Below are 26268 nucleotides of genomic sequence, written 5' to 3'. Positions count from 1 at the left end.
CGTGGCCAGCAAGGATGCTGGCCTCGAGTCCCCATGGATGGGTCAACGACGTGTCACAGCAAGTCAGACTCTATCCATGGCTTGGGTGGTGATCGAAGAAGATCTCAATAAAAGAGTTCAATAAATATTATTTCAGAGCCCGCTTGGTCAATTCCCGACAAATAGCACCGGGAATTTCCGTCAATGGCAACTGCCGCACCACCGCTCCACGGCGAACAGCCTCCTTCGGCATACCGTACACCACACAGCTGGCAGCATCCTGGGCAAACGTCAGCGCGCCAGTCTGGCGCATTTCCAGCATACCCGCTGCGCCGTCGTCACCCATACCAGTCAGAATAACCCCAATGGCATTCTTGCCTACCTCCTTCGCAACCGAGCGATACAGCACATCCACTGACGGACGGTGACGGTTCACAGGAGGGCCATCTTTCACAACAATCTGGTGTTGACCACCGATACGCTTCACCATCATATGCTTGCCACCGGGGGCCACGAACACCTTGCCCGGCTCAATCACATCACCGGTAGCTCCCTCTTTTACATCTAACTCGGTAAGCGTATTCAGGCGCTGTGCAAAAGCCGCCGTGAATTTTTCCTGCATATGCTGAACAATCACAATGCCGGGAGTGGTCTTCGGTAATATACTCAGCACCTCTTCAATAGCAGTGGTACCGCCTGTAGAACTGCCAATGGCGATAATCGGGTTCTGGTCAGTGTTACGCAAACGCCCCAACTCCAGCGGAGGCAAAATTGCATCGGCACTGTTTTTTTCCGGAGTGGCAGACAAACTATTAGCAGCCGGGCGTTTTTTCTTTCCAAGCTTGGTCACATCAACCGTACTTGCAGCTTTTACCGCACGCACAAAATCCCGGGCGTGATCATTGAGAAACCCTTTCAAACCCACTTCCGGCTTTTGAACCAGTTCCACAGCGCCCCACGACAACGCTTCAACAGCCGCCCGTGCGCCATCGCCAACTTCGGTTGAACACATGATCACCGGAGTTGGTCGAGTGGTCATGACTTTTTTCAAAAAAGTCAGCCCGTCCATCTCCGGCATGTTTACGTCGGAAATAATCACATCCGGCCAATTCTGTTCCATTTTCCGAAAGGCAAAAACCGGGTTAACCGCCGTACCCATGACCTCTATTTCCGGGTCAGTCGACAGTACCTGGCTGATTACACTGCGAACCGTCGCAGAGTCATCGACAATCAAGACGCGAATGGGCGACATGACTTCACTCCAATGTCCCCTATCGGGGTGTAATTTTCATTCTGATTTGAATCGGTGAGTGGTCCCGACTTTACATCGACATGCCCATCTCGCAGATTAAGTGATACCGACAGATAACCAACGGGCTCACTCACAATTTTTTCAGCGATCACAAAACCATTTTGAGCCAACAGCTTTTTTGCCATTTCAACATTACGTTTGCCAATATTCCTTGAAAGTGCACCGCTCTCATCGCCTGATCGACAAATCGCACCGTAAACCCCGACCCTAAATTCGCCGGGGTGTGCATTCAGTTTTTTAGTTTCAGTAATTAATAGCTTTACCGCACTATCCCCGTAATATCCGGCTGGCCGATGCTGCATGGATCCGGTTGGCACCTCAGGAAGAACAAAATGGCACATTCCTCCCGATTGGGTTTTGCCGTGCCAGATTATCACCGCCACACAACTCCCCAATACAGTTTTCAAGGTCATCGCTTCAGCTGAATACAGCCAATCTCCCGGATGTAAAAAGCAGCTGGTATCGCTGAGCTGCATACTTCTTGAATCCGGTCGAATCACCATCATTACACCCGTCGATAAACCGAAGGCTCTACACTCTGCAAAAGCGGCGAAACACCACGCAGGTTTTCCGAGTGACCAATAAACAGGTATCCACCAGGCTTCAAACGTTGCACGACTCTGTTGATAACTGTTCGAATTGTATTGGGATCAAAATAGATCAACACATTGCGTAAAAAGATGACATCAAACAGATCGTCCATCGGAAGATTGGTATTTAGATTGATCTGCCTGAAATTAACTCGCTGCTTCAATTCAGAAACAACGGTAAATCGTCCCTTCAGCTGGTTAACACCTTCCAGACAGTATCTGGTTAGCAGCGGCCGTGGGATTAACTCACTGGCATTAATTGGATAAAGCGCCAAACGACACTGCTCCAGCACCTGGCAATTGATATCGCTGCCAAGCACTTGCCATGGACGAGTGCCAAGTGATTCTGCCAACACCATCGCGACGCTGTATGGCTCTTCACCACTGGAACAGGCCGCACTCCAGACTTTAAACGGTTCCGACCCGGTATGCTGGGCAGCAATTTCTGTCAGGCGATCAAAGTGACGCTGTTCGCGAAAAAAACGGGTTTCGTTAGTGGTCAGCGCATCAACCAGGTATTGAGCTTCTTCCTCATGCTCACACACATAATCCCAATATTCCCCAGTCGAATGCAGTTGCAGATCGCGCATTCGACGGGTAATCCGCCCTGCCACCAAAGTCTGCTTGTTGTTAGGCAGAGTGATACCGGCTCGTTCATAAATAAACTGACAGTACTTGCCATACAGCTCGGGAGTGAGGTCAGATGCAATGGTTAATGGATTAAATGCGATCAAAGGCTTATCTCTGTTATGCCAACTTTTGTTGGCAAGCCACAGTCCGGTGGACTGCGGCTGCCTGACCGTTATTAGCTAAACGGTTTGAAATTTGCCGCTTGAGCCACATCGGCTGATGCTGCTTCAGGGCTGTTTGCAGCTCTTCTTTCTACAGCAGGCTGGGGTGCTTTTTGCTCGTAGTCGCCTTCAATTCTTGCGGCATTTGCCACCTTGAAGAAGCCAACCTGTTCCGCCAGTTGATAAATCTGCTGTGCCATGTGATCGGCAGTAGCAGCCAACTCTTCAGAAGCGGCAGCGCTGCGTTGAGTATTTTGATCCACATGACTCATGGCATCGGTAATCTGGCCCACACCGCTGGACTGCTCATCCGATGCATTGGCAATGTCCTGAACCAGATCGGCAGTGCGATACACATCCGGCACTACTTTCTCCAGCAGTTCACCGGCTTCAATGGCAACTTTCACACTGTTTTTAGCCAGCTCACCAATTTCCTGCGCAGAGGCCTGGCTTCGGTCTGCCAGCTTGGAAACTTCTGCAGCTACCACCGCAAAACCTTTGCCGTGCTCACCGGCTCGCGCCGCTTCAATGGCTGCGTTAAGGGCCAGCAGGTTGGTTTTGTAGGCGATGTCATCAATGATGCTGATACGCTCGCAGATGTCTTCCATCGCTTTAACTGTTGCCGATACCGACTCACCACCACGCTTCACATCATCTGCGGCTTTAGCCGCAATATCGTCGGTCAGACGAGCATTTTCTGCGTTCTGGTTAATGGAAGCAGTCATTTCTTCCAATGATGCACTGGTCTGTTCGACGCTGGCGGCCTGCTGGCTGGCGCCATCACTGACCGATTGCGCGGTGCCTTTTACTTCGTTAGAAGCGGTTTGCAGCGACGCAATGGAGCTGTACACCTCGCTGATCACACCGTGGAGTTTATCCAGGAAGCCATTAAAGGCTACCGCTGTTTCACCAATTTCATCATGGCTTACTACCGGGATACGCTTGGTCAGGTCGCCATCACCCGCGCGCAGATCATTGGCAGCATCCAGCAGCCCTTTCATCGGACGACGAATTTGCGACGCACCCAGCCAGAACGCAATACCCATAGCCGCCAGCAACAAGATCACCGCCGCACCCAAAATTGTATTACGCAGGTTATAAACTGCCGCCAGCGCTTCATCTTCCTGCATTTCAGCAACAATTACCCATTCAAGGCCGGAGATCGTGAGCGGACGGAAAGCTGACAATACTTTTTCACCCAGATAGCCGACAAATTCACGCTGCTCTACCGTCACATCTTCATCATTACAGGACTTACCAGAAAGTGCGGTATTAACAGCCGGGCTATCGATAATCTGAAAACCAATCGCCGACTTGGACGCTTCAATTTTTTCACGAATCTGTGCATCAACACCGACTTCTTCCAACAGGGCCTGGTAGTCTACGCGTTCATCTTCCGGAATTTCTACGGCGTCCTCGCGCGCCTGGCTCAACTGCTGTTGAAGCTCTACCACCAGCTTTCTTGGCTCACTGCGCAAAGTCTTATCGTTGGCAACGATATAGGTTTCCCCGGTTTTACCCAGGCCAGCAAGTTCCCAGTTCTGGTTGTGCGTCATCATGCTGTTGATTTGTTCAACCGGCAATTGCAGAACCAACACACCTACTGTTTCGTAATCTTCGTTTTGAATCGGGCTGGCAATAAAAGAAGATGGTGCTTCCAGTGCCGGAGTAAACGGCTTGAAATCAACCAGTGTCAGCTCTTCGTTTTCGACGGCATTATTAAATGCAACGGCAAGACCGGACCCGCTGTGTGGGCCACTTTTCAGTGAAGTACCAAAGGCAATACCTTTATAGGCACTGTAAACAACTTCGCCGGACTCACTATCAATCAGGTAGATATCACCATAACCAAAGTTGTCGATATAGTTACTGAATTGAGGGTGATATTTAGCGTGGGCTTCTGAGTAGGAGCTGCCATCTTCTGCATCTTCCAGAAATATCTCAAATCCGGCTTCATTATCATTTTTAGCAAGATAAAGGTCTTGCAGAATCACACCACTATCATTTTTTGGGATGAAATCCGACGCGGTATAGCCCAGAGATTTATCCAGCTGCGGCAGAAATTTGTTATCCAGGTAACCGGCGACAGCCGTGCGAGACTCGGCCAATTTATCGCTGTCGTAATCCAGCTCCTCGGCAATTTCGCTGTAACCAGCCTTAAATGCCTCCATTGCTTCAACCACCATGAAATTCTTGGACATGGAGTCTGCCTGGGAATTTAAACTGGCGAAAAACTCTTCCACCTGAGCGGCCTTCACAGTCATTACAGACTGCAGCTGCGCTGAAACGCTGGCATTTAACGCCGCGTTAGCCTTGGTGAAACTGATCAGTGCCGTAGTACCGATCGCAATCGCCGTCAGCAGACAGCAGGCGATAGTCACCTTGGTCCCCAGCTTCAAGTCGCGTAGCAATTTCATTTGGCTGTACCTTCTTGTAATTGTCTTTTTACTTTTCTTCTAATCCGTCACATTAATAGCGACAGTTATCGATGTTTCTAAACCGTCGCCGGCTCTTCAATGTCTGCGTTTCCCTTGCGGGCAGCACTTTCAACCACCGTCAATTCTTCCAGCGACAGAACATGGTCGATATTCAGCAGTACCACAAACTTGTCTTTTACCTTGCCCATACCGGCAATAAAGTCGGTGCGGATTCGGGTACCGAATGCTGGCGGCGGTTCAATTTCCCCGGCATGAATGTTGATGACTTCGTGAACCTCGTCCACCTGCACGCCCATTTCCAGGGTCTCGCCATTGCAGTTAACCTCAACAATAACGATACAGCTGCGCTTGGAGATTTCGGCAACGTCACCACCAAAGCGAATCGACACATCAATAACCGGAATCACACTGCCCCGCAGGTTGATCACCCCGGCGATGTAATCGGGCACCATCGGGACTTGCGTCAGCGGTGCATATTCAATGATCTCTTTTACCCGCAACAGGTTGAGTCCGTAGCTCTCGTCACCCAGCAGGAAAGTCAGAAATTGGCTGCTCTCTTGTTCACTCACGATATCGTTCACTTCACTCATGGTTGCCTCACTCACAGTCAAGTGTGGTCGGTCTGCTTATTAATTGTTTATTACGTTCTGGTTGCGAATCTGTTTGTCATCAAAAGTGCGGGTCGCCCTGTCCAGCAAACCAGCTACATCCAGAATCAATGCCACTTCGCCAGTACCCAGAATGGTGGAACCACTTACCCAGGACAATTTCTGGAAGATTGGCGACAATGGTTTAATAACGGTCTGGAATTCCCCCAGCGGGCGGTCGATAACAATTCCGGCTTTGCGACCGAACAACTCAACAACAACAATGTTTTCCCGCACCGGACGCTCGCTTTCAACGCCGAACATCTCACGCAGTTTCAATACCGGCAGCAGTTGGCCACGTAAATTCAGGAAGCCTTTATCCAGCTCTTCCTTGCGGCGGCTCGCGTCAATTTCGACACATTCGGTAACGTTATCCAGCGGGATCAAATAAATGCTGTTATCGATACCCAGACGGAAACCATCAATGATCGCGAGGGTCAACGGCAGACGAATCGTGAACGTGGAACCTTTGCCCTGCTCACTGTCTACTGTCACTTCACCGGACAGGGATTCGATATTGCGACGCACCACATCCATGCCCACACCACGCCCTGAGAGATCACTGATCTGGGCGGCAGTGGAGAACCCTGCTTCAAAAATCAGGTTGTAGACCTCTTTGTCGCTCATGCCTTCACCGGATTCGATCAGGCCATTCTCAATAGCCTTGGCAATGATGCGGTCGCGGTGAATCCCTTTTCCGTCGTCTTTAATTTGAATGATGACGTTGCCTGATTCGTGATGAGCACTCAGTCGAACCGTTCCCTGGCGTGGCTTGCCAGCGGCCTCACGCTCATCCGGCATTTCAATGCCGTGGTCCATGGCATTGCGCATCAGGTGCATCAGCGGGTCGGCGATTTTTTCCAGAACGCCTTTGTCCACTTCGGTATCTTCACCGGAAGTGACCAGTTGAATATCTTTATCGAGCTGCTTGCTGACATCGCGAACTACACGCCCAAAACGTGAAAAGGTTTGTGCAATTGGCATCATTCGCAGATTCAGCGTTGAATCGCGCACCTCTTCAATCAGGTGAGCCATGGTATCCAGGGATTCCAGCAGCTCTTCATCGCCGGTACGCTCCGCTTTTACTCGGGTAGTGGCACCGGAGATAACCAACTCGCCAATCAGGTTGATCAACAGGTCCAGCTTGCGGGAATCGACACGCAGTGTTTGACTCTCTGCAGCGCGAGCTCGACGTACTTCACTTTGCTTTTTCAGTGCACCATCGACTGTTTTTTCAGTAGCCATTTTGTTGGTAACGGCTACTTCGCCAAGTTTCGGAGCTTCGCTATAGTCTTCTGCTTCACTGTTTTGCTTGGTCAGGCACCACTGCAAATCCGCCTCGGTCAAGGCGCCACACTGCACCAGAATATCTCCCAGTCGAACTGAGGATTCCGGCAAAATTTCCATGTTTTCCAGGAATTCAGTGATTTGAGAGTTTGGCGGAAGAATTCGAATAATGCTCTGGTCTTCAACAAACTCAAATACTTCGGCAATTTCTTCGCGAGTCGCCTCACTTTTCAAGGCAATTTCAAAACCGAAATAGCTGGTTTCAGCATCGAGCGTATCGAGCATTGGCACTGAATCGGTGATTGTTTCCAGATATACAATCTCGCCCAAGCGCTGCAAATAGCGCAAAAACGACTGTGGATCCATTCCACAGCGAAGGACGTCCGGACCAAAACGCAATGAAAGATGCCAATAATCACTAGCGCTGGTGGCAACATTTTCATCTGCAGAGGCAGAATTCGGCGCAGTTTCTGCTGTAGTTTTACTAACAGATTGCTGAGCCTGCCCGCCATCTAAAAACATTTCGAGCATCATGCACAACTGACCACTGGCTTCGCTGATATCCTCAGGGATATGCTCGCCTTCGAGGTCAATATGCTTGAGCATCTGGCCAAGGTGGTCGACACCCGCCAGCATCACTTCCGAAATATCTTTATTGAGCTGCAGTGATCCATCACGCATCCGCATCAATACTGATTCAAACACATGGGTAAAACTGACCAGCTTATCGAAGCCAAAAAGACCACCGGAACCTTTGATGGTATGAGCTGCACGAAAAGCCGAATTGATCAGCTCTTGATCATCCGGCGACTCTTCCAGCGCCATAATGTCGCTTTCCAGCTGAACAACAAAATCGGCAGCTTCTTCGAGAAAACTTTCAATGGCTGGCGCTAAATCGAGATCCATATCACTTATCTCTGCTTGTTTTTACTGTGCCGCCGCATTCAGTTGAATGCGATAGAGATCAAATAACCCACGGGATGTTTCGCTGTGCAGAACACCGGTAATTCCCTGCCCTGTAGCGGATAATGTCTTTTCCAGTGATACCAGAATTTGCATACCGGTTGTGTCCAACTCCGAAACACCAGTTAAATCAAGTTGAATCGCGTCTACGGCTTCCGGATAGCTTGTCAGGGTCTGGTTTAACTGGTTGGTCAGCTGTTCTGCGTTGTAAATATTCATTGGCTCGGCAATCGCCAGGCACAAACCAGTGTCGGTTTTCTCCAAGGCAATTCCGGATTCAATACCGAGAGATTGGACGTTTCCTGATTCAGCAGGAAGCTCAGCATCAGACTGGCACCAACGCGCCTGCTCTGGGGTTAGGACACCGCTTTCACACCACAGATCGACAATTTGCTCTACGGACTCAGGCAGCTTGTGCAGTTGTTTCCGGTAATCACTTAACGATGCCTTGGGTTCTACCAACAGTATCAGGCTTTGCTCTTGAACAAACTCAAATACATCGAGCAGTTCTTCTCGTGAAGATTCGCTTTGCAGCTGAATTTCAAAGCCGAGGTAATTCTGCTCCGGATCCATCTCCTCCAGAGCTGGTAGTGACGATGACAGGGTGTTCAAGGTGACTATGTCACCAAGGCGCTGCAGATAGCGCAGGAAAGAAGAAGGATCCATGCCGTCGCGAAGCACATTTTCACCAAATCGCAGTGACAACAACCAGTTAGGGCAATCACTTTGCGTGGCAACAGCTGGTGTTGAACCCTTCTGCCCAGACTGGTCTTGCGACTTATCCTGCTCTGGTGTTGCACTGCAACCAGCAGGCTCATCCAGATACATGGCCAGCATCATTCCGAGCTGCTCACCCGCTTCACAAATATCCTCGGGGGTATGCTCACCATCAAGATCTATGTAGCTCAGTACCTGACCGATATGATCGACACCGGCAAGCAGAATCTCGGCCATCTCTTTATTAGCGACGAGTTGGCCGTCGCGCATGCGCATCAACACAGACTCAAAAACATGAGTAAAGGCCACAAGACCGTCAAAACCAAACATGCCGCCAGAACCTTTAATGGTATGAGCGGCACGAAATATTGAGTTGATCAGCTCCTGGTCTTGCGGGGCAGACTCCAACGCCATAATGTCGCTTTCCAGCTGGGCGACAAAATCGGTCGCCTCTTCCAGAAAACTTTCAATCGCTGGCCCCAAATCCAGGTTCATGCAGCTAACCTCTCAAATCGCTTAATTCGACATTTCTTGTTGTTATTGATCACTGCTCGACAATTTGTAGAGATCAAACAGACTCTGGCTCTGCTGGCAGTGATCCACTCGAGCAAGAGCCAGTTGCTTATTAGCTAGCGACTTCTCCATTGCCAGCAACAGCTGCACACCGGAAGAGTCGATATCGGTGACGGCCTTCAAATCCGCCACCACAGCTTTTTCTTCGCCACTTTGAAGCGAACCCAAAATTCCCTTCAAGTCAGCGGCCACCGCCTCTGCCTGGTAGATGGTGATCTCGTCGGTAAAGGCGATAGCCAGTTCCCGTTTACGTTTTCTCAGTACTACCGGCATAGGAAGGTCTCTTACATCATCAGTTTTTCAACAGCGTTGAGCATTTGATCCGGTTTGAACGGCTTGTTCATCCAGGCACGTGCGCCTGCTGCTTTGGCCTGCTCTTTCTTTTCCACTTCGGATTCAGTGGTCAACATAATTACCGGAGTGAATTTGTACTCCGGGATTTTCTTCAGCTCAGTAACGAACTGAATGCCATCCATCACCGGCATGTTGATATCACTGACGATCAAATTGACCTTGCTTGATTTGAGCTTATCCAGCGCGTCCTGACCGTGTTCCGCTTCGATAACCTCATAACCGGCACCTTTCAGCGAAATGGAAACGACTTTGCGCAGTGGCATGGAGTCATCGACGATTAGAATTGTTTTGGACATATCACACCCTTGTTGTCATCGCGATTTATTCTTGAATGAAAGTTCTGATGGAACCGTTCTTTATTCAATTAAAAGAATTCAACTTCATTACTGTCGGCACTGGGCACTACAGCTACATGGTCCTGCCTGTGCACCAGCTTTTGCTCGACCATGGTGTAGTTTTCCTGCATCAACTCCAGCCAACTGGTCAAACTCAACAGCTCTTCCAAAGACGCTTCCGAATCGGTATCCAGAATCTGGTCAATGTGTGCAGCAATCTGCTCCAGGTTCAACCCGACCGCTTCCAGGATCTGGTTAACCCGATCCTGGAACTGCAGCGACACCAAAATCTTATCCAGACTATCGCGAATGTCCTGGCGTCGTTCCTTACTCAGAGCAGGCAAACCCTGCTCCTCCACCACAGTATCGGCAGCAATCGAAAAACCTTGAGCATTTTGATTATCACAATGCTCATCCAGCGTATTCACGATGGTGTCAAAGTGCTCAGCCAGAATCTCCACCTCTTCACGGGCGTGCTCCTGAGCCATTTTGATCTGGCGCGCCCAGATGGGCAGCACCTCGGAAAAGAAGTTGCCAAGGGTATTGATAGCCGCATCACGCTGGGCGCAATTATCCAGTGCCTGCGCGCGCAAACTGACCAACTCCTGGCAGTTACTATGAAAAATCCGGCAAACCTGCCACCCCACCAGAGCGGCAGCAACCACACTGACGGCCAACAGAGAAAACTCAACGGCACCGGCCTTTGTGCCAACGGCGACGTATACAGCAAACGGAATCAGCACAAAAAACGGCAAGACCGACAATAATCGGGCCGCCTTCTTGAACTCGCCATTTCCTGCATCTGATATGGAATCGCTGGATGCTACTGTATTGTGCATAAGCTGTTCTTCTTGGTTGTCTTTTTTATAAAACTGTCTACTGGCGATATGCAGCTCTCATGCCACTTTTGGCACTTGCCTTTCCCTGTTTCCACACCACCTCCCCTAAGGCAGCAAAAACCAGGATGGATGGATCCTTTATCCAGCAGGCTAAAAACCCATGAAACAATCGGCAGACAGAACCCCGCGAGCGCCAAACATATACATTATTAATTCATCACGAAATGGAATTTTGTGAACCGACTTTGAATCGGTGTTTACAAATAAGACTAAAGATTTTTCGATATCTGCCGGTGTAGACAGAGGAGAAAGGAACTGTTATTTGAGGATTGGGGGCGTGCTCGAATGACTAATTAGCATACAGATTTTTTTGCTTTGCGCAATAATCAAACAATCCTCTGAAACCCCTGCGATTAAAGGCTCACAGCTATTTATCTGATGGTTATCTACGAATTTATCCACAGATACTGTGAGCAACTTCATGACCGCAATCGCTTCAGCTCCAGAGGATGCTTTCAATCTACATCGACTAAACAGCCAATATTTTGACGGCCAAATATTGCCACTCGGCAAATACATACCACATTGCCGGTTATCCATTTTTATACCCTCTTGTCTTGATTAACAGTGCTACAAATCTCAATACAAAAGAATAAGCAGAAACTGACGCCCTTGATGAGAACTTAACCTTTTTTATTGACAGCACCTGAATAAGGCATAACCTATTAATTTCATATTCGAGACTAAACAACGTAACAGGAATTTTCGTGAATAACCTATCCCTGCAGTGGCAGACCGAAATGGAACCAGGGTCACGAAACTTAGGTAAACCCATACTGCACATTAGTATCAACGACACTCCCCTAATGACAATGGTGCACGACTTTGAGAGCACGAGCGGCTACTCTCATTTCAATGACACCTATCTCCCGGCAGAGGATGTGCAATATTACTCAGTAGATGGCTGGCGCAAGAGTACAGAACCAGGTAAAAGCCATATCATCCTGCTCGGCTGCACCTGTGGCGACGTAGATTGCTCTCACTTCTATGTGGAGACGTTTTGCCAGGATGGATGGATTCACTGGCGCTTTAAAGATTCGTCAACCCGAGACTTTTCCGGAATGCCAACACTCTGGTTTGAGCAGTATGCTTATCGTCGGCAGGTTGAAACCGCTCTTGAGCACCTCAACCGTTAACCATACATTCTTGCATGTCATCGCGAGGTGTCGGAGGGGCAGCGGTTTTGTATGAAAGATAAAAATTGGTCGGTTAAAAAGAAAGGGGCTTCTCTTTCGAGAGCTGAGGTAGAACTGAAAGAATGTGGCCGGATTTACTCGGGCCGTCCTGGCCCTCGCCCTTCGGGTCGCCTACGGCGCTCAAAATCGCTCCCGGCGATTTTGTGAACCAAGGATACGCTCGCGCTTTGGCGCTCGCTACAGAACAACGTCCGACCTTCGGTCGGTTAAAAAGAAAGGGGCTTCTCTTTCGAGAAGCCCCTTTCTTTTTAATTGGTCGGAGTGGCCGGATTTGAACCGACGACCACCACACCCCCAGTGTGGTGCGCTACCAGGCTGCGCTACACTCCGCTTGAAGAGGCGCCTATCATACGGATTGGGCGTCTCTTTGCAACTGAATTTTCGCCGTCTGGTCAGGCGTTAAGCACTTCCAATACGTCTTCCAGCTCTTTAACAGTTTGGCCAATCAGCTGACGAACCTGGGTGGCCTCCTCTTTGGCATCGCCACCGCCAAGACGCTGACGGGCGCCACCAATGGTGTAACCCTGGTCGTACAGCAGAGAGCGAATCTGGCGAATCAGCAAAACATCCTGACGCTGATAGTAACGGCGATTACCGCGGCGCTTTGCGGGGCTGAGATTTGGAAACTCCTGCTCCCAGTAACGCAACACATGCGGCTTCACTTCGCAAAGCTCGCTGACCTCACCAATTGTGAAATAGCGCTTTCCCGGTATCGCAGGCAACTCGTTATTATTGCTCGGTTCCAGCATAGTCATCTACCCTGTTTTCGACGCGTGCCTTGAGCTTTTGCCCTGGCTTGAAGGTTACAACCCGGCGAGCAGAAATCGGAATTTCTTCTCCCGTTTTTGGGTTGCGGCCTGGCCTGGTACTTTTGTCACGCAGATCGAAATTGCCAAATCCGGACAGTTTTACCTGTTCATTATTTTCGAGGGCGGTTCTGATCTCTTCGAAGAACAACTCAACAATTTCCTTGGCCTCACGTTTGTTGAGGCCAAGATCGTTAAACAACATTTCGGCAAGATCGGCTTTTGTTAGTGCCGTCATATTTTACCCACCTGGAGTCATTCCCACCTAAGCTTTCCCCTCCCGGGAGAGTCAGCCCCTGAGAGTGGCACCATATTGTTGTTGAAGCGCTTTTAGAACTTGTTCAACCGCTTCGTTGACTTCCTGCTCGTTAAGGGTGCGGGATAAATCCCTAAAGATCAAGCCCAGTGCAACACTTTTTCTATTGTTTTCAATACCTTTGCCTTGATAGACGTCAAACACCTTTAAGTCAACCAGAGTGTCGCCCGCAACCTGCTGAGCGGTTTTACTCAAGTCACCAACGGCCACATCGGCATCTACAACCAGGGCAATATCGCGTCGCACTTCAGGGAATTTACTTAACTCATGGAAGGCAGGCAGGCGCGCTTCAGAAACAGCATCCAGCTCAATCTCAAACAGATATACGTCTGGACCGACATCCGCCTGCTTTTGAACAGAAGGATGCAACTTACCTAACACACCAACTTGCTGGCCATTGCGCAAAATTGCTGCACTCTGCCCCGGGTGCAAAGCCGGATTCTCGCAACGGGCAAATTCGAACGACTCTGCATCACCAGTCAGTGACAACAGCGCTTCCACATCGCCTTTCAGATCGTAAAAATCGACGCCTTGCTTATCGTGGGTCCAGTTTTCTTCCAGACGACGACCGCAGATCAGACCGGAAATTACCGGCTGTTGCTTGAGGCCATCCAGTGAGTTCTGGGCTGTCGGCAGAAAACGCAGGCCAGACTCAAACAGGCGAACACGGGGTTGTTGACGATTCAGGTTGCGCTTTAACGCTCCCAGCAGACCGCACCACAAACTGCGACGCATTACGCCCATATCGGCTGAAATCGGATTTGCCAATGCGACAGTCGGCGCATTTGGCTCAATCAATTCCTGCATGGCAGGATCAACGAAACTGTAGGTAATCGCTTCTTCATAGCCACGACCAATCAATTGCTCACGCAAAGCCGGCAATCCAACTTTGGCTTCCAGCTTGGGAAGAATCGGCAGCGGCGCTTCCAACGTGGTAGTTGGCAAGCGGTTATAGCCATAGACTCGGGCGATCTCTTCAACCAGGTCAGCTTCAATAGCAATATCAAAACGCCAGCTTGGCGCCTTGAATGTCCAGCTGTCGTCACTGCTGGATACCAGCTCAAGACCGAGGCGAGTCAACATCTCAACTACTACATCATCGGCGAGTGTCAGGCCCAACTGCTGCTCCAGACGAGCTTTGCGCAGCTCAACCTGAGCCGGCTTTGGCATGTGCTCTTCGGAGCAGCTGCGCGCCAACGGCCCAGGCTGACCACCAACAATATCGATAAGCAGCTGAGTGGCACGCTCTACTGCCATCTCCTGAAGCTGCGGATCAACACCGCGCTCGTAGCGATGTGACGCATCGGTGTGCATACCGTAATTACGGGCACGTCCTGCGATAACCAGCGGGTTGAAGTAGGCGCACTCCAGGAAAATATCCTTACTGCCTTCCGCTACTGCCGAGTCGTCACCACCCATAATTCCGCCCATGGCAACCGCCTTGCTGTGGTCGGCAATTACCAGAGTGTCGGAGTTGAGTTTCACTTCGGAACCATCCAGCAACTTCAGCTCTTCACCCTCTTCCGCCATGCGAACGCGAATGCCGCCATCCAGCTTGCTGAGATCAAAGGCGTGCATTGGCTGACCCAGTTCCAGCAGAACGAAGTTGGTAACATCCACTACCGGATCAATTGGGCGCAAACCGCTGCGACGCAATTTTTCCTGCATCCAGAAAGGTGTCGGGCGAGTGGTATCCACATTGCGAATAACCCGGCCAATGTAATTCGGGCAACCTTCGGGAGCGAGCAGCTCAACCGAAAATACATCGTCGATTTGCGGAGCAACCGGCTCAATACTTACTTCGTTAACGTCAACCTGGTTCAGTACCCCCACTTCACGGGCCACACCACGAACACTCAGGCAGTCACCACGGTTGGGAGTCAGGTCGATTTCGATCAGCTGGTCGTCCAGCTTCAGGTACTCACGAATATCGGTACCAACTGGAGCATCCAGCGGCAATTCCCAGATGCCATCAGCCGCCTCGGAAACACCCAGCTCATCTTCCGAGCAGAGCATGCCGTTGGATTCAACGCCGCGCAGTTTGGCTTTCTTGATTTTGAAGTCACCCGGCAATTTGGCACCGACAGTGGCAAACGCCACCTTCAAGCCCTGACGCGCATTAGGCGCGCCACAAACCACCTGTACAGTTTCGTCGCCGTTGCCAGTCACCTGACAAACACGCAGCTTGTCTGCATCAGGGTGCTGCTCAATCGCAACAATTTCACCAACAACAACGCCGCTAAATTCCGCAGCAGCAGGCTCAACACCATCCACTTCCAGGCCAGCCATAGTGACCTGGGCCACCAGTTCATCAGTTGTAATCTGCGGGTTCGCCCACTCGCGCAACCAGGATTCGCTGAATTTCATTATTTCATCCTTTGTTTGGCCTAATTTGCAGGCTCAAAGCTCTCTACTTTTTTGAAAGTGGTCGCACGTCTGACGTCGCACGTCGCACGTCGCACGCTAAAACCACCTATCTCAACTATGTAATTCAATAGCCAGAACGCTCTCGTTTTATTTCGCCTAGCTTTACCAACTGCCACACCGCGTGCGACGTCAGACGTGCGACGTGCGACCTGTCAATCAAAACTGCTTCAGGAAATTCAAATCATTCTCAAAGAACAGTCGCAGGTCATTTACGCCGTAGCGCAGCATGGCCAGGCGCTCTACCCCCATACCAAAGGCAAAGCCGCTGTACTGCTCCGGGTCGATGTCGCAGTGTTTAAATACGTTGGGGTGAACCATGCCGCAACCCATTACTTCCAGCCAACCGGTGTGGCTGCAAACACGGCAGCCAGCGCCTTTACAGTTGGTGCACTGGATATCCACTTCCGCGGACGGCTCGGTGAACGGAAAGTAGGAAGGACGGAAACGCACCGGCAGATCCGCCTCAAAAAACGCTTTCAGGAACTGGTCAACTGTGCCTTTCAGGTCGGCAAAGCTGATGTTCTTGTCTACCACAAGGCCTTCCACTTGGTGGAACATCGGGGTGTGGGTCAGGTCGGAATCGCAGCGGTATACACGACCCGGGCACACTACGCGAATCGGCGGCTCCTTTCCTTCCATGGTGCGAATCTGCACCGGGGAAGTGTGAGTACGCAGTACGGTATGCTCATTAACGTAGAAAGTGTCGTGCATAGCACGCGCCGGGTGGTGCGACGGAATATTGAGCGCCTCGAAGTTGTGGTAGTCATCTTCGATTTCCGGACCTTCGGCGATGTCGTATCCCACCTTGGTAAAGAAGGCTTCAATACGCTCCATGGTTTTGGTAACCGGATGCAGGCCACCCGGTTTGTGGCCACGGCCTGGCAGAGTAACGTCAACAGTTTCGCTGGCCAGCTGGGCGTCGATTGCAGCTTTATCAAAGGCTGCCTTGCGAACATTGATCAGCTCCTGAACTTCCTGCTTAACCACATTAATGCGGGCACCGGCTTGCGGGCGCTCTTCAGGGGAGAGTTTGCCGAGGCTTTTCAGCAGGCCGGTCAGCTGGCCTTTTTTACCCAGGTACTCAACCCGGATCTCGTCGAGTGCAGCTGCATCGGCGGCCGCATTTACTGCTTGTTTGGCCTCTGCGGCCAGAATGTCGAGATTTTCCACGTGCCTTCCTAAGTCGCGTTGGTACTTTGGGTGCGCGCTTTGCACCCTACAAATACTTTTATTGTCATCCTGAGCGCAGCGAAGGATCTAATGTTGTTATTACACTGGAATCCTGCGCCCTGCTCAGAATGACACGGTTTGCATTAAAACTTCAGGTTAGCAATCTTTCGGGAATCGCTAACCTCAAGCCTCAAATACGCAGCAGTTTCACTCTAAACATACTGTCATCCTGAGCGCAGCGAAGGATCTCTTTCCTCTTGGTAACACCGAGATCCTTCGCTGCGCTCAGGATGACACTATGCAAAAAAAATAGGGAAAGAGCGCAAGCCCTTTCCCTATTCTGGTACTTCTTTTGTTACACCTGTTCGACATTGTCGGCAAGTGTTTCAACCTCTAACGAGATTGATCAGGCAAGGGCGGCTTTCGCTTTTTCAACTACTGCCGCAAAACCAGCCTTGTCGTGAACAGCCAGGTCGGCCAGAACGCGACGGTCCAGAATCACACCAGCCTTTTTCAGGCCGTTGATGAACTGGCTATAGGTGATACCTTCGTTGCGAGCCTGAGCGTTAATACGCGTAATCCACAACTGACGGAAAGTACGCTTCTTAACACGACGGTCGCGGTATGCATATTGACCAGCTTTGGTTACTGCTTGCTTGGCAACACGCAATACACGACTACGGGCACCGTAGTAACCCTTGGCCTGCTTCAGAATTTTCTTGTGACTGCGACGCGCAACCACACCACGTTTAACTCGAGCCATTACTCTATCCTCTTAAACTTAAAATGGTTACCGGTGCGCTTAAACGCGCAGCATACGATCTACCAGCGGCTTGTCGGCAGCGTTCATCAGATCGGTGCCGCGCAGCTGACGCTTACGCTTGGTGCTCATTTTGGTCAAGATGTGGCTCTTGTTAGCGTGCTTGTGCTTGTAGCCAGAAGCAGTTTTCTTGAAACGCTTGGCAGCACCGCTATGTACTTTGGCTTTTGGCATTGTATCTACTCCACAATGTGACACTTATTCCCCAATTGAAATCCTATCTGCGTTGCCATTGCTGCGTTAAAAGTGGGCTCAAATCGGTCATTTATTTCAATAAACTCCCAATTTTCGCGCACTTTTGCCTTGCACTGGCTGCCTCGATAACGAATTTCAGTTTCTGAGGTGTGTCCAGTTAATAAATGAAGAAGCCTGTTCGGTCAGCCAGCCAATAGGCTGAGGGCGATACAGCCATCTTATCGTCAAGGCCTGGGCCTTTCCTGCATTCCCGCGAAAACGGGAATCCATCTTTCGATGGTGGGTTCCCGTCTTCACGGGAACGACGATAAATGGTTACTTCTTCTTGCTACGCGGGGCGAGCACCATGGTCAGCTGACGGCCTTCCATTTTCGGGAACTGCTCTACTTGCCCCAATTCTTCGAGATCTTTTTCGATGCGCTTCAGCATCTCGATCCCGAGTTCCTGGTGGGCCATTTCACGACCGCGGTAACGCAGAGTCACCTTGGCCTTATCCCCACCTTCCAGGAAACGTTTCAGACTACGCAGTTTGATCTGGTAGTCCCCTTCGTCCGTACCCGGACGGAATTTCATCTCTTTAACCTGAGTTTGCTTCTGCTTCTTGCGCTGTGCAGCCAGCTGCTTCTTCAGTTCAAACACATGTTTGCCGTAGTCCATGATTTTACAGACTGGCGGCTTGGCGTCAGCAGAAATTTCAACCAGATCCAGCTTCGCTTCTTGCGCGGCTGACATGGCTTCGTCCATCGAAACGATACCAATCTGTTCGCCGTCTACGCCAACCAGGCGTACTTCACTCAGGCCAGTAATCTCGTCGTTCAGGCGGGCTCGCTTCTGCTGCCCCTTTTTGTAATCTTTCTTAATAGCTTCTTTCTCCGCTAATTAATTTTACTCAGCGCCTTCAGAACGCAGGCGACCGCGGCTCTCATTGTCCTTGCAAAGCATCTCGGCAAAGGCATCCAGTGGAATGCTGCCCAGATCTTCCCCACTACGGGTACGGACGGCCACGGTCTGGCTTTCGGCTTCCTTATCGCCCACTACGAGCAAATACGGAATGCGCTGAATTGTGTGCTCGCGGATTTTAAAGCCGATCTTTTCGTTTCTCAAGTCATTAATGACCCTAAAACCTTGATTTTGCAGCTTTTCAGTCACTTCAAGCACGTAATCGGCCTGATTATCGGTAATATTCATTACTACCGCCTGCTCAGGCGCAAGCCATACAGGGAACGCCCCTTCGTAGTGCTCGATCAGAATACCGATAAAGCGCTCGAACGAACCCAGAATCGCGCGGTGCAGCATTACCGGCACCTTACGAGTATCGTCATCCGCCACATACTGGGCATCCAGGCGACCCGGCATGGAGAAGTCCACCTGAATGGTGCCCAACTGCCATACACGGCCCAGACAGTCTTTCAGGGAGAACTCGATCTTGGGCCCGTAGAAAGCCCCCTCACCCGGCAGCTCCTGCCACTCCAGACCTTTGGCATCCAGCGCTTCAGCCAGCGCCTTCTCGGCCTTATCCCAGTCCGCATCAGTACCCACACGCTGTTCCGGGCGAGTCGACAGACGATAGATGATGTCGGTAAAGCCAAAGTCAGCGTAGACCTCATGCAGGAAGTCGGTAAAGGCCGAAACTTCACTCTGAATCTGCTCTTCGGTACAGAAGATGTGAGCATCATCCTGCACAAAACCGCGAACACGCATAATGCCGTGCAGCGAACCGGACGGTTCGTTGCGGTGACAGGAGCCGAACTCCGCCAGTCGCAATGGCAGGTCGCGGTGACTGCGCAGCCCCTGATTGAACACTTGAACGTGACAGGGGCAGTTCATCGGCTTGATAGCAAATTGCTTCTCTTCCGACTGCAGGGAGAACATGTCATCACCGAACTTGGAAGCGTGACCGGAACGCTCCCACAAGCTGAAATCCACCAACTGAGGCGTTTTGATCTCTTTGTAGCCATGGCGATTCTGCTTGTCGCGCATGTACTGTTCGATGGTTTTGTAAATGCTCCAGCCGCGCGGGTGCCAGAAGATCTGCCCCGGCGCCTCTTCCTGAAGGTGCAACAGGTCCAGTTTCTTGGCGATCTTGCGGTGGTCGCGCTTCTCGGCTTCTGCCAGGAAGTTAAGGTGCTGCTTGAGCTGCTTCTTGTCCGCCCAGGCAGTACCGTAAATACGCTGCAACTGCTTGTTGTTGGAGTCACCGCGCCAATAGGCACCGGATACGCGCATCAGCTTAAAATGGTGGCAGAAACGCATGTTCGGCACGTGAGGGCCGCGACACATGTCGATGTATTCTTCATGATGGTACAGACCCGGCTGCGCATCCTCAGGGATATCGCGATCCAGGATTTCCATCTTGTAAGGCTCACCACGAGCCTCAAAGGTATCTCGAGCTTCTTTCCAGCTAACCTTCTTCTTGATCACGTCGTAATCAGTTTTGGCCAGCTCCAGCATGCGAGCTTCAAGCTTGACGATATCCTCGTCAGTCAGACGGTGATCCAGATCGATATCGTAGTAAAAGCCGTTTTCAATGGTCGGGCCGATAGCCATCTTGGCTTCAGGCCAAAGCTGTTTGACCGCATGGCCAATCAAGTGCGCACAGGAGTGGCGAATAATCTCCAGGCCATCCTCATCTTTAGCAGTAAAAATCACCAGGTCGGCGTCTTCGGTAATCAGGTCGTGAGCATCGCGGCGCTCACCATTTACACGGCCACCCAGCGTCGCCTTGGCCAAACCAGGGCCAATATCAGCGGCTACGTCGTAGATGGAAACCGGGCTTTCAAAAGTGCGTTGACTACCGTCAGGAAGAGTAATTACAGGCATTGAACTGTCCTTTCCAGTGGTGGCCCATACCAAGGGTCACATGGTTTATTTAATCGGGTTTAAATGAGCCGGTGAGTATACCTTAGCGATGGATGAGGTTACAGGGTGGATTTTGCAGGGTGCGCAATGCGCACCATTCCCCCCCTGGCAAACAAACTTGCAGTGCGCACAGCGCACCCTACGCGGCGGGAATCACAACCTCCCCACCCTCCAATACCGGCACCAACAACCTCGCCAACTCCTGTTTAGCCTCATCACTCCCGTGAACCACCCTCACCTGCTTCGGCTTGCGGCGAATGCGCTTCACAAAATTCACCAGATCCTTCTGGTCCGCATGAGCGGAATAGCCACTGAGGGTATGCACTCCGGCACGAATATCAATTCGCTCACCATCAAGCTCCACATAGCCGCCCGATGGGCCGTATTTCTGAATGTCGCGACCCGGCGTCCCTACCGCCTGATACCCAACAAACAACACATCGGTTCTGGAGTCAGGCAACAGCGCCTTCAGGTAATTGACGATTCGACCACCAGCACACATGCCACTGGCCGCAATAACTACCGCTGGCCGACCGGAGTGCGCCAGGTGATTCACCAGCTTCTGGTGCTGACTGTGGGTATCTATTGTGATCAGCTGATCAAACGACAAAGGATGACGCCCCTGCGAAAGACGCCTTCTTGCCTCCTCATCCCACAATTGACTCAGACGCCTGTAGTGCCTGGTAAACTTTGCCGCCAACGGCGAATCCACAATGATATCGAGCTGAGCCAAATCATCGGTTGCATCACCCAGAATATCCTCCAGCTCATACAACAGCTCTTGGGTTCGACCAATACTGAACGCCGGAATCAATACCGTACCCGCATCCTTCAGGCAGCGACGAACCACCCGCTCAAGATTACGCCGCCGCTCCCGGCGCTGTTCATGCAAGCGATCTCCATAAGTGCTCTCAATCACCAGATAATCCGCTCGCCAGGGCGACTTTGGAGAAGGCAGTAACGGCGTATAGGGAGGCCCGAGATCACCGGAGAACACAATACGCTCCCGCTCCCATTCAAATTCGATATACGCCGACCCCAGAATATGCCCCGCCCGATTAAAGCGATACCGCAACCCCGGCACCACCTCACACTGCCCCCACTCGCCATATGGAACCGGAACCAACTGCCGCTTCAGTCGAGACAAGACAGCCTTAATCAGCTTGTCGTTGCGGGTAACTCCAACCTTCAGGGCATCCTCAATTACCAAAGGCAGCAACTGAACCGTTGCCTCCGAGGCAAAAACCGGCCCGGTAAAACCTGCCGCCAACAACCAGGGAATGCGGCCAATATGATCAATGTGGCAATGAGTTACAAACAGTGCCTTTAAGGTATCGAGAGGAAAATCGATTTGCTTCTCACCAAGCTCACGCCCCGCCGACTCTGCCCCCTGAAATAGGCCACAATCGATAAGAACACTGCTCTGAGAATCAAGAACCAGCTCGTGACACGAGCCGGTGACGCCAGTTACTGCGCCATGATGACGGAATTTGACCACTGATAGCTTCCTTGCTGTTAAAATTCATACACACTACTGCACTTGCATCTACTGAAGATCAAGCCTGCCCCAAAATATAACAATGATTCAGATTGCGGGAGACAGTTTTATCTAAAGCCTCTTAACTCCGGGAGGGGGCGCAATCAAACATCTTTCGATCATGAGCCTTTTTATTCAGTCGAGCCAGCTCCATTGGCATAATGAAATCCACCTTGTTCTTTCATTTTTCTGGCTGCCGCCACAAGTTCCTTATTGGGTGCCGGCGGGTTATCCAGTGCATCAAAAACTCGATTGGCACCATCAAGTCAACCTGATTGTTCTCGCCTGCTCAATTACCATTGTCGCTTTTGCAGTTACTGCATCAACAATAAATTGAGACAAGGTAGCACCAGATATCTCCGCAGCGCTCTTAATCAACTCCCGCACATCCTGAGATACACGCGCAACAAGGCGTGCTTCTTTTGGTGCTGCTAGGGTCATCACTCTTACCTCACAATTAAATGATTTCAGTCTGCCTCTGACTGTTGCAGCCTGAGCCACCTTCCGATCACACAGATCGCAACACGAAAACTGTATGCCATACCGGCACACATGAAAATCTTACTTACAGGCACAGGTAATGCACTTACTAACCCCGAAGACTATTCAATGAAGCTTTTTGGGAACAAAGCCAACTTCAAAACCAAACGGACGACCAATTTTATTTAGTGTTTCAATAGTTGGGTTGCCTCGCCCCCGTTCAATATCCATAAGAATTCGGGGTGATATGCCAATTACTTTGGAGGCATAATCCTTTTGGTTCATACCAACAATTCTACGCATCCGTTTAATTGCCTCACCTAAAGTAAGGTTACCAGCTTCAATGTCTGCTTTTAGCTGCTCCTTTAACTCGGTAGTATTTTCCGGCCGCTTCATCTTATCAGTTCAGAACCTTTCTCTATTAGGCATGATGACAAACACATGTTCCCGGATCACTATAGTGACCCACAAATCAGCAATCAACAAAAAATACAACCACTTTAATGGCCACTTTTTAAATACAACATAGCGCTCCTCCTCAAGAAGCCAAGACACCACTAATGCATGATCAAAGAAAAGACTTTAGGATTGAAACAGCAAACCGCCAAAGGACTGGCGAACAACCCCAAGGAAGGAGGACGAATGCCCCTCAAAAATACCAATCTGCCCGAAAACCTGAAAGCAAACCGCAAACCAGATGGAGATGGAAAGCGCGTTTGCGAATACTGCTATCTTCTTCCGAACGGCGAGACAAAGTCTTTGGGGAGAAACCAGAGCCAGGCGATACAGATATCCAGGTTACTCAACCTGTATTTCAACTCCAGCCAGCACACCGCACAAATACTTAAAGAGGTCATCCTTGAACAAGACAACACCTCAGCATCACACCTAAATCCAGACCTGACCACGGTCATCAGAGAGTTCGAAGCATTATTCCTGACAGCCAAAAGTTACAGCTCTCGCAGCATCGAAGAGATTCACTACAAACTCAATCGCTTTAAACGTGAATGGGGCGATCAAGCCATCCGGTCTTTCACCACCCTGCAGATAGCCCGGTTTCTGAACGGCCTGAGCATTTCCTCATATGTCAAAAACCGTAAGTTATTACTGGATCTTTTCAGCTTCGCTGGCCACCAGGGCTATATCGACACCAACCCTGTAGCTATGACAATGGCCAAGTCCGACACCCAGCGCCGCAAGAAGCGCAAGCGGCACACCAAAGAAGGGTTTAACACCATCTACAATCACAGCGACACGCCTGACCACCTAAAACGCGCCATGGATATTGCTCTACGCACCCTACAGCGCCGTGGTGACATTACCCGAATCCACACTGCCGACCAGATCCATATCGATAACAAGGATTGGTCAAAATCCACCATTCGCATCCTGCAGCGCAAAACCCGCACTTACCAAAATCCCGTATATCTGGAAATTGAAATGGGTCGCGAGCTGTTCGGCGCCGTGCAGACCTGCCTTAACACAGGAATCCGCTGCCCTTACCTACTTCACTATCAACCCCGACGCCTAACTCAACAGACTCGCAGGGCCAAACTCCACCCGTTTTCCATGACGGATGACTTTTTAAGCAAAGAGTTCAGAAAATACCGGGACAGAAGCGGCGCCTACAGCCATCTTCCACCTGAGGAACGCCCGGGCTTCCATGAGATCAGATCGCTCGGCGCAAGACTCTACGCCGAGGCCGGCTATTCAACTGAGTACATTCAGGCACTAACAGGCCACTCCAGCGAAGCAATGCTGGCGGCATATCTGGAGTCAGACACCACCCCTGAGCCAGTAAGAGTGAGCGCAGGGCTCGCATTAGAACAGGAGCCTTGAAGCCAAAAAAGCAAAAGGCCCGCCAATTGGCGGGCCTTTCAGAAGATGGTAGACGCGATCGGATTCGAACCAACGACCCCCACCATGTCAAGGTGGTGCTCTAACCAACTGAGCTACGCGTCTAGAGTGTCTCTCTGGGAGAGGGCGCGTAATTTAGCATAAGAGAAGTAAAATGCAATAGTTACTTTGCCTCGACCTTGAAGAGGAGGACCTTCTCCCTCTTATTCAGCTCAAAGGTTTCCACCAACTTGAATGGCACTTTAGCCATTAACGCCTCCTCTGTAACACCACCACCTTCCTTCAGCATAAGATATTTAAAACCTTTTTTTACGAGCCACCCAGAAAACCATTTAAACCAATCAGCATCTTGGGTGAAATAACTTGAAGACCAAACCACACCCTTAGACTCAGCATAGTGACTTAGCAATTGATCATTCGAAAGTGTCATTTCAGAGTTAATAACATTAGATATTTGATCACCAACTTCTGGCCAAGCCTCTTTCGAAATATTTGATGATACATAAGGGTCGGCAAATCCATAAAACAATAACAAATACAAACCAGCTCGCGCCCACCACTTGCCATTTCCAGCGTTAAGAGCAAGCCTTACCAAACCAAAAGATGCTACAAAAAACAGCAACAATATTACCGGCATCATATATCTAACCGTCGTAAACGACCGGTATAAGGCAAAACAATACAGCGTTAACATAGAGATGATCGCGGCACACAATACAATCCGTGTAACCATAAGCCGTCCCTCAACTACCGAATTTGCTTTACCACGACAGAACATCCACACAAACAATAATGACCAAGCGTAACTTACCCCCTGCACAATAACGGCAACCAGATAAAAAGCCATCGCACCGAGGTAAATAAATGGCGCAAGATCCCTGGAAAACTTCGGTAACACATGCTCCGTCAAGCCCTCAACATGGCCTGCAACACCATTAATAAATCCTGTAGCAGAATTGAACAACTGACTAAATTTTTTAAAATCTCTGGCCTGATAATCAAAAACCATTACAGCCACCACAGAAGCAACCAGCAACAATAACGGCAGCAGCTTAAGTGAAATTACATTGCCAATCACCCTTCTGCGGTATTCCGGCAGCAATAAGGCTAAAAACGGCAGGAATATATAAACAAGCACCCCCTCAACACGAAACAACACCGCAATCAGCGCACATCCATGCCAGCCCAGCAAGCGCTTTGCATTCGGCTGAGCAATGTATCGGCAAAAATAATAAATAGCCGCCACTAAAAAAGCCCAATACCCCGCATCCCGAACAATCATATCCCGGTAGTCGTTCAACGGCGTAAAACACAGCAATAAAATAGCAAACCAAATACCTAGAGAGGTGTCAGGCGCAACTAACCGAAACAACCTGTACAGACAATCAAACAGCAGGGCATAACAGAGCATATTGACCACATACGCAGACCACTCCCAGCCAAACCAGGTAACGGCATGCACGATGTAAATCAAAAATGAATAAAACGGCCAGTTATAAACCTTCCACGCCGCCTCAAATCCACCTTCTGAAAAAGCCTTGGCCTGAGCAAGATACAAAGCGCCATCATCGTTAATAACCGGGCTAACCCAAACAGCCAGAACAGTAAGGGCAATATTGATTAATGCCAACAACCCTCTTAGCTTTTGATCAAAAGTCCAATTTAAGGGGGGTAGTTCCTTTTTCATACATTTCACCACAAACCAAATCGGCCCCAACGG

The 26268-nt window shown here is 50.3% G+C and carries 24 protein-coding genes and 2 tRNA genes; 2 read left to right on the top strand and 24 right to left on the bottom strand.

The annotated features are described in order from the left end of the window. Positions 1-127 precede the first annotated feature (127 nt). From QP938_05720 to QP938_05675, 10 genes are all read right to left on the bottom strand, one after another. The gene (locus tag QP938_05720) at positions 128-1231 is read right to left on the bottom strand and encodes a chemotaxis response regulator protein-glutamate methylesterase (GenBank protein WIO75402.1); all 1104 of its coding nucleotides are present in this window, start codon (positions 1229-1231) and stop codon (positions 128-130) included. Further along, on the bottom strand, positions 1210-1797 hold the full coding sequence (locus QP938_05715) for a chemotaxis protein CheD (GenBank protein ID WIO75401.1): 588 nt from the start codon (positions 1795-1797) through the stop codon (positions 1210-1212). Before QP938_05715 ends, QP938_05720 begins: the two co-directional genes overlap by 22 nt. Continuing rightward, complete coding sequence (locus tag QP938_05710; GenBank protein WIO75400.1) at positions 1797-2615, bottom strand: protein-glutamate O-methyltransferase CheR; 819 nt, start codon at positions 2613-2615, stop codon at positions 1797-1799. The genes QP938_05715 and QP938_05710 overlap by 1 nt, the downstream gene beginning before the upstream one ends. 71 nt (positions 2616-2686) lie before the next feature. Continuing rightward, the gene (locus tag QP938_05705; GenBank protein ID WIO75399.1) at positions 2687-5089 is read right to left on the bottom strand and encodes a methyl-accepting chemotaxis protein; all 2403 of its coding nucleotides are present in this window, start codon (positions 5087-5089) and stop codon (positions 2687-2689) included. Between the two features lie 77 nt (positions 5090-5166). Beyond that, positions 5167-5700, bottom strand: a complete 534-nt coding sequence (locus QP938_05700; GenBank protein ID WIO75398.1) for a chemotaxis protein CheW — start codon at positions 5698-5700, stop codon at positions 5167-5169. Positions 5701-5739: 39 nt separating this feature from the next. Continuing rightward, the gene (locus QP938_05695) at positions 5740-7950 is read right to left on the bottom strand and encodes a chemotaxis protein CheA (protein ID WIO75397.1); all 2211 of its coding nucleotides are present in this window, start codon (positions 7948-7950) and stop codon (positions 5740-5742) included. Positions 7951-7971: 21 nt separating this feature from the next. Continuing rightward, complete coding sequence (locus QP938_05690) at positions 7972-9219, bottom strand: Hpt domain-containing protein (protein WIO75396.1); 1248 nt, start codon at positions 9217-9219, stop codon at positions 7972-7974. A 42-nt stretch (positions 9220-9261) separates the two neighbouring features. Then, complete coding sequence (locus tag QP938_05685; protein ID WIO75395.1) at positions 9262-9570, bottom strand: STAS domain-containing protein; 309 nt, start codon at positions 9568-9570, stop codon at positions 9262-9264. An 11-nt stretch (positions 9571-9581) separates the two neighbouring features. Continuing rightward, a complete protein-coding gene (locus tag QP938_05680) occupies positions 9582-9947 on the bottom strand; it encodes a response regulator (protein WIO75394.1) in 366 nt (121 codons plus the stop codon). 68 nt (positions 9948-10015) lie between these two features. Further along, positions 10016-10825: a hypothetical protein gene (locus QP938_05675; protein WIO75393.1), complete on the bottom strand. Its 810-nt coding sequence runs from the start codon at positions 10823-10825 to the stop codon at positions 10016-10018. Positions 10826-11592: 767 nt separating this feature from the next. Between QP938_05675 and QP938_05670 the strand changes: the two genes are divergently transcribed. Next, the gene (locus QP938_05670) at positions 11593-12021 is read left to right on the top strand and encodes a hypothetical protein (GenBank protein WIO75392.1); all 429 of its coding nucleotides are present in this window, start codon (positions 11593-11595) and stop codon (positions 12019-12021) included. Between the two features lie 313 nt (positions 12022-12334). On the opposite strand, the gene QP938_05665 is transcribed toward QP938_05670, so the two are convergent. The 12 genes from QP938_05665 to QP938_05610 form a co-directional block, all read right to left on the bottom strand. Beyond that, positions 12335-12411, bottom strand: a tRNA-Pro gene (locus QP938_05665). A 62-nt stretch (positions 12412-12473) separates the two neighbouring features. Continuing rightward, a complete protein-coding gene (locus QP938_05660) occupies positions 12474-12830 on the bottom strand; it encodes a MerR family transcriptional regulator (GenBank protein ID WIO75391.1) in 357 nt (118 codons plus the stop codon). Next, entirely contained in the window at positions 12811-13125 is a 315-nt protein-coding gene (gene ihfA / locus QP938_05655) for an integration host factor subunit alpha (protein ID WIO75390.1), read from the bottom strand. Before ihfA ends, QP938_05660 begins: the two co-directional genes overlap by 20 nt. A 51-nt stretch (positions 13126-13176) precedes the next feature. Beyond that, positions 13177-15570, bottom strand: coding sequence for a phenylalanine--tRNA ligase subunit beta (gene pheT, locus QP938_05650; protein ID WIO75389.1), 2394 nt, complete (start codon positions 15568-15570; stop codon positions 13177-13179). Positions 15571-15786: 216 nt separating this feature from the next. Continuing rightward, the gene (gene pheS, locus QP938_05645) at positions 15787-16800 is read right to left on the bottom strand and encodes a phenylalanine--tRNA ligase subunit alpha (protein WIO75388.1); all 1014 of its coding nucleotides are present in this window, start codon (positions 16798-16800) and stop codon (positions 15787-15789) included. Positions 16801-17206: 406 nt separating this feature from the next. Further along, positions 17207-17563 (bottom strand): 50S ribosomal protein L20, encoded by a 357-nt coding sequence (rplT, locus tag QP938_05640; GenBank protein WIO75387.1) that lies wholly within the window; start codon positions 17561-17563, stop codon positions 17207-17209. 39 nt (positions 17564-17602) lie between these two features. Beyond that, positions 17603-17794 carry a 50S ribosomal protein L35 gene (rpmI, locus tag QP938_05635; GenBank protein WIO75386.1) on the bottom strand — a complete coding sequence of 64 codons (192 nt, stop codon included), beginning with the start codon at positions 17792-17794 and terminating at the stop codon, positions 17603-17605. Positions 17795-18130: 336 nt separating this feature from the next. Further along, a complete protein-coding gene (gene infC, locus QP938_05630) occupies positions 18131-18598 on the bottom strand; it encodes a translation initiation factor IF-3 (protein WIO75625.1) in 468 nt (155 codons plus the stop codon). Positions 18599-18700: 102 nt separating this feature from the next. Then, positions 18701-20635: a threonine--tRNA ligase gene (gene thrS, locus QP938_05625; GenBank protein WIO75385.1), complete on the bottom strand. Its 1935-nt coding sequence runs from the start codon at positions 20633-20635 to the stop codon at positions 18701-18703. A 178-nt stretch (positions 20636-20813) separates the two neighbouring features. Next, the gene (locus QP938_05620; protein ID WIO75384.1) at positions 20814-22172 is read right to left on the bottom strand and encodes an MBL fold metallo-hydrolase; all 1359 of its coding nucleotides are present in this window, start codon (positions 22170-22172) and stop codon (positions 20814-20816) included. A gap of 300 nt (positions 22173-22472) precedes the next feature. Then, the gene (locus QP938_05615; protein ID WIO75383.1) at positions 22473-22652 is read right to left on the bottom strand and encodes a DUF1778 domain-containing protein; all 180 of its coding nucleotides are present in this window, start codon (positions 22650-22652) and stop codon (positions 22473-22475) included. Between the two features lie 165 nt (positions 22653-22817). Next, entirely contained in the window at positions 22818-23087 is a 270-nt protein-coding gene (locus tag QP938_05610; protein WIO75382.1) for a helix-turn-helix transcriptional regulator, read from the bottom strand. 246 nt (positions 23088-23333) lie between these two features. Between QP938_05610 and QP938_05605 the strand changes: the two genes are divergently transcribed. Further along, positions 23334-24530, top strand: coding sequence for a tyrosine-type recombinase/integrase (locus QP938_05605; GenBank protein ID WIO75381.1), 1197 nt, complete (start codon positions 23334-23336; stop codon positions 24528-24530). 46 nt (positions 24531-24576) lie between these two features. On the opposite strand, the gene QP938_05600 is transcribed toward QP938_05605, so the two are convergent. Then, positions 24577-24653: transfer RNA gene (locus tag QP938_05600), tRNA-Val, on the bottom strand. A 58-nt stretch (positions 24654-24711) separates the two neighbouring features. Beyond that, a complete protein-coding gene (locus QP938_05595; GenBank protein WIO75380.1) occupies positions 24712-26235 on the bottom strand; it encodes a hypothetical protein in 1524 nt (507 codons plus the stop codon). Positions 26236-26268 lie beyond the last annotated feature (33 nt).

It is taken from the genome of Porticoccaceae bacterium LTM1 (genome assembly GCA_030252795.1).
In the GTDB taxonomy this organism is placed as follows: domain Bacteria; phylum Pseudomonadota; class Gammaproteobacteria; order Pseudomonadales; family Porticoccaceae; genus SCSIO-12696.
Note: the sequence above shows the minus strand (reverse complement) of the source record. Positions and strands in the feature narration are given on the sequence as shown.